At 38.2% G+C, this 11640-nt stretch carries 10 protein-coding genes; 3 read left to right on the top strand and 7 right to left on the bottom strand.

All coding sequences use genetic code 11. From position 1 onward, the window contains the following. Window positions 1-7: 7 nt before the first annotated feature. The 3 genes from ssuD to JNUCC25_RS04490 all read right to left on the bottom strand — a co-directional run bounded on the left by ssuD (window position 8) and on the right by JNUCC25_RS04490 (window position 3812). Window positions 8-1141, bottom strand: a complete 1134-nt coding sequence (gene ssuD / locus JNUCC25_RS04500) for an FMNH2-dependent alkanesulfonate monooxygenase (RefSeq protein ID WP_013055580.1) — start codon at window positions 1139-1141, stop codon at window positions 8-10. A gap of 107 nt (window positions 1142-1248) precedes the next feature. After that, on the bottom strand, window positions 1249-2430 hold the full coding sequence (locus tag JNUCC25_RS04495) for an acyl-CoA dehydrogenase family protein (RefSeq protein WP_029324851.1): 1182 nt from the start codon (window positions 2428-2430) through the stop codon (window positions 1249-1251). Continuing rightward, window positions 2427-3812 (bottom strand): LLM class flavin-dependent oxidoreductase, encoded by a 1386-nt coding sequence (locus JNUCC25_RS04490; protein ID WP_029324850.1) that lies wholly within the window; start codon window positions 3810-3812, stop codon window positions 2427-2429. The genes JNUCC25_RS04495 and JNUCC25_RS04490 overlap by 4 nt, the downstream gene beginning before the upstream one ends. A gap of 251 nt (window positions 3813-4063) precedes the next feature. Here JNUCC25_RS04490 and JNUCC25_RS04485 point away from each other — a divergent pair, with 251 nt between their 5' ends. From JNUCC25_RS04485 to JNUCC25_RS04475, 3 genes are read left to right on the top strand one after another with little or no spacing between them, the layout of a single operon-like run. Further along, entirely contained in the window at window positions 4064-5113 is a 1050-nt protein-coding gene (locus JNUCC25_RS04485; RefSeq protein ID WP_454222832.1) for a methionine ABC transporter ATP-binding protein, read from the top strand. 21 nt (window positions 5114-5134) lie between these two features. Continuing rightward, entirely contained in the window at window positions 5135-5785 is a 651-nt protein-coding gene (locus JNUCC25_RS04480) for a methionine ABC transporter permease (protein WP_454222830.1), read from the top strand. Window positions 5786-5818: 33 nt separating this feature from the next. After that, window positions 5819-6667 carry a MetQ/NlpA family ABC transporter substrate-binding protein gene (locus tag JNUCC25_RS04475; protein WP_454222828.1) on the top strand — a complete coding sequence of 283 codons (849 nt, stop codon included), beginning with the start codon at window positions 5819-5821 and terminating at the stop codon, window positions 6665-6667. Window positions 6668-6711: 44 nt separating this feature from the next. Here the strand turns inward: JNUCC25_RS04475 and JNUCC25_RS04470 are convergent, their stop codons facing one another. The 4 genes from JNUCC25_RS04470 to JNUCC25_RS04455 all read right to left on the bottom strand — a co-directional run bounded on the left by JNUCC25_RS04470 (window position 6712) and on the right by JNUCC25_RS04455 (window position 11619). Then, entirely contained in the window at window positions 6712-7368 is a 657-nt protein-coding gene (locus tag JNUCC25_RS04470; protein WP_029324848.1) for an HAD family hydrolase, read from the bottom strand. 116 nt (window positions 7369-7484) lie between these two features. Next, the gene (locus tag JNUCC25_RS04465) at window positions 7485-8864 is read right to left on the bottom strand and encodes an APC family permease (protein ID WP_064471338.1); all 1380 of its coding nucleotides are present in this window, start codon (window positions 8862-8864) and stop codon (window positions 7485-7487) included. A 299-nt stretch (window positions 8865-9163) separates the two neighbouring features. Beyond that, window positions 9164-10120: an agmatinase gene (gene speB / locus JNUCC25_RS04460; RefSeq protein ID WP_029324846.1), complete on the bottom strand. Its 957-nt coding sequence runs from the start codon at window positions 10118-10120 to the stop codon at window positions 9164-9166. A 122-nt stretch (window positions 10121-10242) separates the two neighbouring features. Beyond that, the gene (locus JNUCC25_RS04455) at window positions 10243-11619 is read right to left on the bottom strand and encodes a putrescine aminotransferase (RefSeq protein WP_013055571.1); all 1377 of its coding nucleotides are present in this window, start codon (window positions 11617-11619) and stop codon (window positions 10243-10245) included. Window positions 11620-11640: the final 21 nt, after the last annotated feature.

Raw genomic sequence — 11640 nt, 5'->3', positions numbered from 1 at the left:
TCCTTTCTCACCTTTTAGCGGGTGCTTTATCATTCACTTTCACTTCACCAAATGGACTGATAAATGTGCGCTCGTTCTCATCGTGCTTACACTTAACTGGAAGCCTTGGAAACAAAAGCTCTGCTGTTCGATATGCTTCTTCTAAATGAGGATATCCAGATAAAATAAATGTTTCGATACCTAACTCTGCATATTCTTTGATTCGTTGTGCCACCGTATCAGCATCTCCTACTAAAGCAGTCCCTGCTCCTCCTCGAACTAACCCTACACCAGCCCATAGGTTAGGACTTACCTCTAAGTTTGAACGGTCACCTTGATGCAAGGCGCTCATACGTTTTTGACCTTCTGAATCCATTCGAGAAAATACTTTTTGGGCTGATTTAACAGCTTCTTCATCTACATGTTGAATCAGTTCATCTGCAGCTTTCCAGGCTTCTTCTTCAGTTTCACGAACAATGACATGAAGCCTGATGCCAAATCGAATTTCTCTTCCTGTCTGCTTTGCTTTTTCTTTCATTCGTTCAATTTTTTCTTTGACTTGTGCAGGAGGCTCTCCCCAAGTCAAATAGACGTCTATATGCCTTGAAGCAACGTCCATCGCTACAGGAGAAGAACCTCCAAAATAAAGGGGAGGATACGGTTTTTGGATCGGCGGATAAAGCACGTCGCCACCTTTAACACTCAAGTAGTCTCCGTCGAAGTGAACATCGGATTCATTTAATACCCTTCTCCATATTGTCAAAAATTCATCTGTCAGCTCATAGCGATCGTGATGGTTTAAAAACACTCCGTCTCCTTCTAACTCAACGGGATCTCCTCCTGCTACGACATTAATAAGGAGCCTTCCTTTAGAAAAGCGGTCAAACGTTGCAGCCATTCTTGCGGCTTGTGTAGGCGACATTAAACCCGGGCGTACCGCTACTAAAAACTTCAGATTTTCAGTAACTGGCACTAAAGTAGAGGCAGCAATCCATGCATCTTCACATGATTTTCCCGTCGGAAGCAAAACTCCGCTATAGCCTAGCTCATCCGCAGCTTGTGCAACTTGTTTGCAATAAGAATAGCTTGCAGCCCTGGCTCCCTCATGGCTTCCTAAATAACGTCCATCTCCATACGTTGGAATAAACCAAAATAACTCCACTTGTATTCGCCCCTTTTTAAAGCTACATAAAAAAACTCCGTTATTACAAATAAACTGCAATAAGGAGCCTCAGTTGTCTGATAGCTTCATTTTTTACTATTTTTAAATCAAGCATATGGATTAGGTATAGGGTACTGCTGATTCAACACCCAGTTCCCAACCGTTCGAAGCTTGTATTCAGCTGGATTATGAAGAGTATGAGTTCTTACATTACGCCAGAATCGGTCGTATCCGTATTCAGCATGAACCGAACGCGCTCCCATAACTTCAAATATCTTACTTGTGATATCCAGTGCAGCATTACCAGCAAAAACATTGGCAGCCGCTACGTGAACTGCTAAGTTTCCACGTTCTTCTTCCGTTAATTTTTTGCCTTTTTCCCACGCTTCATCCAATATGAGAGCTGCTTCATCTGCAAGTGCACTGGCTGCTTTTGCTTGAATCCAGAGTTCACCGTATTTTCGCAGTATACCTGGATCATCAGAAGCTTTTTCTACTCCTGATGTTAACCAAGGCCTTGTTTTAGAAGCCGTGTAGTTTTGTGCTTCTTCAATTGCTCCAAAAGCGCTTCCTATAAAGACATTCGTTAAAATAATTTGCGACAGCGCGGCTCCAATAGTTGAAAAAGGAGTAGGATTTTCAACAAAATCTCGAATCACTTCATGTTCTTCTATTCGTACATTTTTAAAATCTACATTTCCACTTCCCGTCTGTCTTTGTCCCATCGCATTCCAATCATCTTTGACGGTAATGCCTGTTCTGTCAGTAGGCACGACGCCGTTTAAATATTGCCCTGTTTCTCTGTCATTAAATGATAGCCATAAGTACTGAGAATCAGGTGAACCAGAACCGAACGCTTTCGTTCCATTTAACAGATAACCTTGTAATTGCTTGTCACCTTTTAGGCTTTCTACTAAAGGATTAGAGGCATTTCCCCAAAAAGCTTGCTGCTGAACAGATAAAAGATAAAAATAGGCCTGCTGTTCTTCTGTGCCTTTGATTCGAATATCTGAGACAAACAAGGAGTGATAGCCGTATAGATGACCCAATGCTGCATCGCCTTTCGCCAACTCTCGAACAATAGCTAAAGCCGTTGACCATCTCCCGCCTTCTCCGCCATATTTTTGAGGAATTAATAAATTTAACAGCCCACTTTGGCGAATAGCATCTTTTTGCTGTTTAGGTGTTCCGCCTTCTTTATCTCTCTGTGCTGCATCCTTTGCAAAAAAAACGGACAGCTTTTTTGCTTGATCAAGATAAATTTCTTCCTTTACAGTTGTTGCAGTCATGTTAAACTCTCCTTTTGGCTCGTCTTTCGATACTGAGCGCCATAGTGTTCATCAGGCAAGAAATGTGATTTTTTAAATAGCTTTTCTCTATAAGTTCCTTCACTGTAATCTGTTTTGAATAAATCTCTTTCCTGCAAAACAGGAATCACTAAATCAATAAAGTCAGCAAACGTTCCCGGCGTGGTCACATAAGCCATATTAAATCCATCCATGCCTGTATCGTCTATCCACTCTTCCATAAAATCAGCTACTTGTTCCGGACTTCCCACAGTAACCGGTCCCATTCCTCCGATACTGACAAATTTCACTACTTCTTCTACCGTCCACTTTCTATCGGGATCACTTATTGTAAATTTCTCTAAAGCGGAACGAACTGAATTCGTCGCAATAAATTCAATAGGCTGTTCTGGTTCATAGGCAGAAACATCGATTCCCGTCCAGCCGCTAAACAGCGTAGCTGCTCCTTCGAAATTGACATAGCTCTCAAACTGAGCAAGCTTCTCCTCAGCCTCTTTTTCAGTTCGTCCAACAATTGGTGTAAATAAATTAAAAATTAATATGCTCTGTGGGTCTCTGCCTTCTGCAGCGATTTGAGCGCGCATTTTTTTCACATAATCTGCGGCTACTTTTTTAGTAGGAAAACTTGTAAAGATACACTCAGCATGTTTGGCGGCAAATGCTCTTCCTGGGGCAGAAGCCCCTGCTTGAAATAAAACTGGAGTTCGCTGCGGGGAAGGTTCTGATAAATGTACACCAGGAACACTAAACCACTTCCCTTTATGATTAATCGGATGAACCCGGTCTGGAAGTGTAAAGATCCCTTTTTCTTTATCTTTTACAACAGCTCCTTCCTCCCAACTTCCTTCCCATAATTTATAGCAAACTTCTAAAAATTCATCGGCAATATCATAGCGGGTTGCATGCGTAAAATGTTCTTCTAATCCTAGATTAATTGACCCGCTTTCAAGATATGAAGTCACAATATTCCATGCAATACGTCCATTTGTTAAATGGTCCAACGTCGAAAATTTTCGCGCAAACGCATAAGGCTTCTCATAAGTAGTAGACACCGTTACCCCAAACCCTAAATGCTTTGTGGCATAGGCCATAGCGGAAATAAGCGCAGTTGGTTCATTCACTGGAAGCTGAGCAGCTTGCTTAAGAGCTCCTTCGTTACTTTTCCTGTAAACGTCATAAACACCTAATACATCGGCTAAAAACAAACCGTCAAACTTTCCTTTTTCCAATAGCTTAGCTAACTTCACCCAGTAATCTAACGTTTTATATTCGGCCGCCTGATCACTTGGGTACGTCCACAAACCAGGTGTCTGATGTACAACACAATTCATATCAAACGCATTTAAATAAATATGTTTCCCCATAGAAACCTCCAAAACTAATTAAATACATAAATTAACTAAGAATTAAATCTGTTTGGAAGTAATCTTAAAACATATTCTTCCAGAGTGTCAATGAAACTTCTCTCTTTATAATGAAAAATAAATGAAGCCATTACTAATGCTGAATTAGGATTTCTTTAAAGGTTATTGACTTATGATTCTAATAACTGTAAATTAACTAACTATACCAATAAATTTAGTTGGTTTATACAATAATTAAAGGAGTTGATAACATGATTGAACTCAAAAATGTAAATAAGGATTTTTTTATAAAAAACAAACCTGTTCAAGCTTTAAACGAGATTAATTTAAAGGTGGATAAAGGAGAAATTTACGGGATTATTGGGTTAAGCGGAGCTGGTAAAAGTACCTTGTTAAGAACAATAAATTTACTAGAACGTCCGGATAATGGACATGTTTTTGTTAATAACCTTGACCTAACTACCTTAACTGAAAAGCAATTATTAAAGGCCAGAAAGAAAATAGGAATTATCTTTCAAAACTTCAACTTATTATCTTCACTTAATGTTTACGGGAATATCGCAGAACTGCTAAAAATTCATCACTACCCTAAAAAAGAAATCAACTCACGCGTAATGGAACTCCTCAAGCTTGTTGGCTTAGAAGATAAGGTTTACGCATATCCGGCAAATCTTTCTGGGGGACAGAAACAACGTGTTGGTATTGCACGAGCGCTTGCTATTAATTCGGAGATACTTTTGTGTGATGAAGCAACTTCAGCATTAGATCCTCAAACAACAGAATCTATTCTACAACTTTTAGTAGATATCAATAAAAAGTTCAACTTAACCATAGTACTTATTACGCATGAAATGGAAGTAATAAAGAGAGTTTGCGATAAGGTTGCTGTTATGGATAAAGGAAAAATTGTAGAATCAGGAAACATCATTAACGTATTTAGTAATCCTCAACACTCTATTACGAAAAGTTTTGTAAAGACCATTTTTAATGAGGAACTTTCTTTTTCAACTGTTAATAAAAGCTTTAAAGATTCGCTAATAATAAAAATTATCATGAGAGAAGAACATAATACCGCTACATTGTTAGAAGAATTAAAACAACAGTTTAATGTATCTACGTTTATTTTATCTGGTACCATCACTGCCGTTAAAGGCTATCCATTAAGCATTTTACTTCTTCGAATCAACGGCCCACACCTAGATATAGCGAATGCTAAGAACTATATACAAAATCATGTTTTTTACACAGAAATAATTTCAAAACCTCAACTAAAAAACCAAGGAATGTCTATTACTTCATAATCATTTAAAGGAGAATATCTAATGCAAGAATTATACTCATTATTTTCTCAAGGTATCATTGATACCATTGTTATGGTTTTGATTTCACTCATTCTTTCTACTCTTATAGGAATACCCTTAGGAATTCTTCTGGTTATCACTAGACAAAACCACTTATTATCTAATACATATATCTTCACAATACTCAACACGATTATAAATATTTTAAGATCGGTACCTTTTATCGTTTTACTCGTAGCTATTATTCCATTTACCACTTTTATAGTTGGTACTCCTATTGGTATAAAAGGAGCTGTTGTACCGCTAATTGTATATACTGCCCCCTATATTGCACGTTTGATGGAAACTACTTTATTAGAGGTAGATTGGGGAGTCATCGAAGCTTATAGAGGAATGGGAGCTTCTAAAGTACAAATTGTTTTTCGAATCATGTTACGCGAATCTAGATCCGGTATTATCTTATGTCTTACTATTGCAACTATTGGTTTAATTGGGGCTTCTGCTATGGCAGGTGCGGTTGGAGCCGGGGGACTTGGTGATTTGGCGTTAAGATATGGATATCAACAGTGGGATTTAAAGATAATGTTTATTACTGTTATTATCTTAATCGCAATTGTTCAACTCGTTCAATCTAGCGGTAATTATTTATCTAAAAAATTGCAGCGAAAATAAAGCTAATTATTACCAATAAGGAGGAAAATCAAAGTGAATAACAAACTAGTAAGGTTATTAATTGTTATTTTAATCATTTTTGCAGTTGCAGGATGTAGCAAACCGGATTCTGTTGCGACTTCTGAGAAAACGCAAATCATTAATATTGGAGTTACATCTGGTCCTTTTGAAAAAATTGCAAATAAACTAAAAGAAGTAGCAAAAAATAGAGGTATTACTGTTAAAGTCACTACGTTTAATGATTATATTTTACCTAATCAAGCTCTAGTACAAGGTAAAATCGACGTAAATGTTTATCAAACAAGTCAATTTTTAGAACAATATAACAAGGATCACAAAACAAATATCACCGCAATCGCTAAAGCATATACTAGCTCTCAAGCTATTTATTCTGAGAAATACAATGATATTAAAGATATTCCAAAAAACGCCACAGTAGGCATCCCAAATGACCCAATTAATCTTTGGAGAGGCTTACTTATCTATCAAAGCGCCGGTCTTATTACATTAAAACCCGGTACAAACAGCAAAGCAACCATAAAAGACATTGAAGAAAATCCTAAAAACCTAAAGTTTAAAGAACTCGAAGCAGGAATGTTAGCACCTACTTTAAAAAACTTGGATGCTGCTATCATACCTAGCAACTATGCATTGCAAAATGGATATAATCCTAAAAAAGACGCATTGTTCCTAGAAGACAGTGATAAGTTTGCAACATTTGCGGCAGTCACTCCCAAAAACAAAGACAATAAACAGATTAAAAAACTAGTTGAATTATATGGCTCAAAAGAAATGAAAGCATATATTAAAAAGCATTACGACGGCGTCTATAACCCTGTAGATAATCCTTTTGATTTGACTGAAGAAACAGTAAAACAATAAAAAAAGCGCCACATTTTCTTTTGAAAAATGTGGCGCTTTTAGCGTTAGTCTTCAATACAAAGATACTGAATTACTTCTTTTAAAGTTTTCTCTTTCATCGATTCAATGTGTAAGTGATATCTCTCGAATGACAGATGTTTAGTTAACGGATTTGGTACAATCACACAGCGTAAGCCTGCTGCCATAGCAGCTTTCGCACCATTAGAAGAATCTTCAAATGCTAAAGCTTCAGAGGGCTCTACTCCTAGCTTTTCAATTGCATTTCGGTAAAGAGCCGGATCTGGCTTCACTTTTTCTACATCATCGCGCGTTTGAATGACTTCAAAATAGTGCAGCAAATCTAGCTCTTTTAAAAATGCTGTTACCCAGTCTCGATATGAGCTGCTTGCTAAACCAATTTTTAATCCAAGTTCTTTTGCTTCTGCCAAGTACTCCGCTACACCTTCTCGGGCTACTAATGATTTCATTTTTTCTTGATGACGTCTTAACGATTCTTGAGCTAGTTCCTCTTTTGTGAACTCATTGTTAAACTGCTGAAGCAAGTAATCGTAAAGTGCTGTAGCATCCGTTCCTACATAAGAAGCAAACGTTGCAATCGGTAGATCTACTCCCCTGTCTTCTAACATTTCGCGGTATACCTCATACCACACTGATTCTGTATCAATAATTAATCCATCAAAATCAAACACAACTGCTTTAATCATAATTTACCTACCTTTTTCTATCTTATCGTTCTTACATAGTAACACGTTCAAAATACGTAATCCATAAATGTGGCTTCCTTAATAAGATAGGCTTAAACAGGTAGTTTCTATCCTTACTTTTCTCCGACTTTCATCAAAGGTGACATTTCTTCTGTTTCCTTAAACTCAATGGAAGACAGCTGCCTTCTAAAACCTTTCGTTGCATACGCTAAATAAACTAAACCAGCAATCGCCCAGCCAATACCAAGTAAAAATGAATTGCGCTCCAAGTTAAGCCATAAAACGCCAATCGCCGCTGCTCCTAATAGTGGCATAATAATGTATGACCAAAAACCCTTAGCCGACCGGTGCTGCTTTTGATGAACAGCATAGTGCGCAATAACCGAAATATTAACAAAAGAAAACGCAATGAGTGCTCCAAAATTAATAAATGACGTAGCCGTTGCCAGACTGAAGAAAATGGCAGTTGCTGATACAAATCCGACTAATACAATATTTCGAGAGGGAGTGCGCAGCTTAGGATGAACATAACCAAAAAATGACTGAGGTAAAATTCGATCGCGTCCCATTACGTATAATAAACGCGAAACGCTTGCATGCGATGACATGCCTGATGATAATGTTCCTGCAATTCCTCCAGCTAAAAAGACAATTTGAAACAGCGTACCGCTCACATACATAGCAATTTCAGGAGCCGCAGCGTCTGGATGCTTAAATCCTTCTAACGTTGGAAAAACCGCTTGAATAAAATAAGATGTCACGGTAAACATGACTCCTCCGATTAATGCAACTAAAAAAATAGCTTGCGGAATCGTTTTTTTAGGATTGGGCGTTTCTTCTGATAACATAGCCACTGCATCAAATCCTAAATAGGAAAAACACATAAGTGTGGCTCCCGCTATTAGCCCTGATGACGTCATGTTCTGATTAAAGAAAGGCTTCATAGAAAAAAGAGTACCTTCTCCCATTCCTCCTAGCAAGGCTTTGATTGAAACAGCAACAAACAATACTAAAATCGTCATTTGAAATATAACAAGAAACGTATTGAAATTGGCGGTGAAATTAACGCTTCGTAAATTTAGCAGCGTAACGATAATGACGAAGCTGACAACCCAAATCCACGATGGTACCGAAGGAAAAATAGATGATAAATAAATTTGAAAAATAAGTGCGTTAACCATCGGTAAAAAGAGATAATCCATTAGTGCAGACCAGCCAACTAAGAACCCTAAATGCGGATTGATTGTCTTTTGCGTATATGTATAAGCTGACCCTGCATTTGGAAACACTTGAATCATCTTTTTGTAGCTTACTGCCGTGAGAAGCATCCCGACAAGGGCTATTATATAAGACGTGGGAACGTGTCCATTCGTCATATCAGACGCAATCCCAAACGTATCAAACACTACCATCGGAGTCATATATCCGATCCCCATTAATACAATCTGCCATAATTTCAACGACCTTTTTAATGTTACTGTTTCATGTTTCATTTATCTTCCCCCTTCTATTTATTAAGAACATTCTGACAATTAAATCCATAAATGCCTGTATTTAATTTCTTTATATAAAAATGAATGACTTTCATTCATTTTTATATAAAGAGTAGTTACATTTACTATAACAAATATATGATTTATTTCTTTAAGTTAGTAAGGGTTGCTAACAAACTCTCTTTTTCTTTTATCATATTATGAAAGCGCTTTATTTTAAATAGCTATATGTTCCTAATCTCCTGCTATATCAACGCAGAAATACCCTCTGAATAAGAGGGATTTCTGCTTACAAGCCGTTATTCAATCATCGTATCTAATGACTCTCTTTTCGTTTTCACTGCAACTAAACTAGCAAAATCATGAATGATTGTAGCTGCAAGCAACGAGGTTATCTGAGTTGGATCATAAGAAGGCAGCACTTCCACCAGGTCAAATCCAACATAGTTAAATTCCGTCAGAGAACGGATCATTTTTAGCGTTTCTCTGCTGCTGAATCCTCCTACTTCAAGCGTTCCTGTTCCTGGTGCACAAGAAGGATCAACAAAATCAATATCAAACGTTAAAAAGCACGGCGTATCTCCAATCGCTGTCTTCATTTGCTCTAAAATCACTGAAAATCCTTGATGTTCAAGCTCCCCTGCCGTTACTACATGATAACCAAGGTCTTTGCTTTCTTGAACATCTCCCGGATGATTTAATGTTCCTCTGATACCAATTTGAAAGACCTTCTTTGGATCTACTAGCCCTTCTTCATATGCGCGTATAAAAGGAGATCCGTGCCAATATTTTTCATCGTAATACGTATCCCACGTGTCTGTATGAGAATCAAAATGAATCATAGCCACTGGACCATATCTTTTAGCAGCAGCACGAAGGCTTGCTAAGGTAATCGAATGATCTCCTCCAATTCCAATTGGAACAATTCCTCTATCCATAAGAGTGCCTACTGCTTCCTCCATTAATTCATAGCTTCTGTGAATATTATGCGGAATAACGGGCACATCACCAATATCGATAGCATTTGTATCATCGAATGGATATACGTCGTGTACCGGGTGATAAGGAAACAGCGTCATGGAAGCTTGCCGAATTGCCTGAGGTGCAAAGCGCGCACCTACTCTAAAAGATGCTGCCGTATCAAACGGCATCCCTACTAGCCCTACTTTTGCATTTTCTCTTTCCGCTGGCAGCCTCATAAATGAGCCCGTTGTACAAAATTCTGGTTTGACATCTGGGGACAATGGATATTTCATAATTTACTCCTCCGTTTCAATGATTTCAGTTAGTCGCTAGGCATTTCCACTACTAAAATCATTGAAAGCAATACGGGAATAAGAAACGTTTGCCGACTCATATTCATTGCTCCTTGTTACATTTATTGGTGGTTCAGCTCATTTAATACTTTTTCAAATGTAGAAATGACTTGATCTACTTCTTCCGCTGAAATAGTCAACGGCGGCTCAATACGAATTGTTTTAGAGTTTACAAGCGTCCCGGCTACTAGAATCCCTTCATCAAACATACCTTTAGAAAGCGCGTAGCCAATTTCATCTTGGTGAAACTCAATTCCAATCATTAAACCTTGCCCTCTGATTTCAAGTACTTTATCTCCATGTTTTTCAGCGGCTTTCTTTAAACCAGCAAGGAAATATTCTCCCAGCTCTTTTGCACGGTTTGGCAGCTGTTCTTCAATCAACACGTTAATGGTTGCAATAGCGGCTGCGCAGGCAAGCGGGTTGCCTCCAAACGTTGTTGTGTGCATAAAAGGATTATCAAAGAAGCTTGAAAACACTTTTTCTTTTGCTACGACTGCCCCAGCAGGCATAACTCCTCCTCCAAACGCTTTAGCAAGACATAAAATATCGGGTACAACATCATATAGTTCTGATGCAAACATTTCACCGGTACGTCCCATACCTGTTTGAACTTCATCAAAAATTAAGATAGCGTCGTACTCATCACATAGTGCACGCACTTCTTTTAAATAATTTTCAGGAGGAAGAATAATGCCACCTTCTCCTTGAATCGGTTCTAATAAAACAGCTGCCACATCTTCCCCTACAAGCGCGCACGTTTCAAATGTTTTACGCATCATGTCAATATCACCAAACGGCACGTGACGGAAACCTGGAATTAACGGCAGAAATGGTTTACGGAACATTCCTTTTGCCGTACCTGATAAAGAACCTAGACTTTTTCCGTGAAAAGAACGTGTTGTGGAAATAAACGTTGTTCGATCACTATACATTTTCGCTAATTTTAAAGCGGCTTCTACACTTTCTGTTCCGCTGTTTGTGAAAAAGGAATACTTCAAATCACCCGGTGTAATATCCGCTAAAATTTTCGCAAGCATCGCACGAAGTGGATCTAATAAGTCTTGGCTATGGAGCGCTTGACGCTGAAGCTGATCTTGAACAGCTTTGACTACTTTAGGATGGCGGTGCCCCACGTTATAAATTCCAAATCCGCCCAAACAATCAATGTATTTTTTACCGTTTACATCCGTAAAACAAGAGCCTTCATCTGACCATTCAACAGCTGCAAACTGCGTATCCACCGTTACTGTTTTGCGATATTCTAAAAAGCCTGGGTTGACATGCTCACGAAATCCGTCTACTGTTTCTTTCGTAATCCACTGTGCTTCTTCAGCTGACACTTGGCTTTTTTCAATAAGCCCCAATACTTTGTTGATATATTCGTTTACTTCACCATATGCTTTGTTTACCTCTTGATTTTTCGTCACTGTATTCATTTTTATATCGCTCCTTCTCTA

Source organism: Priestia sp. JNUCC 25 (assembly GCF_053667915.1).
The sequence above is the reverse complement of the archived record's forward strand: the minus strand, read 5'-3'. Positions and strand labels throughout refer to the sequence as shown.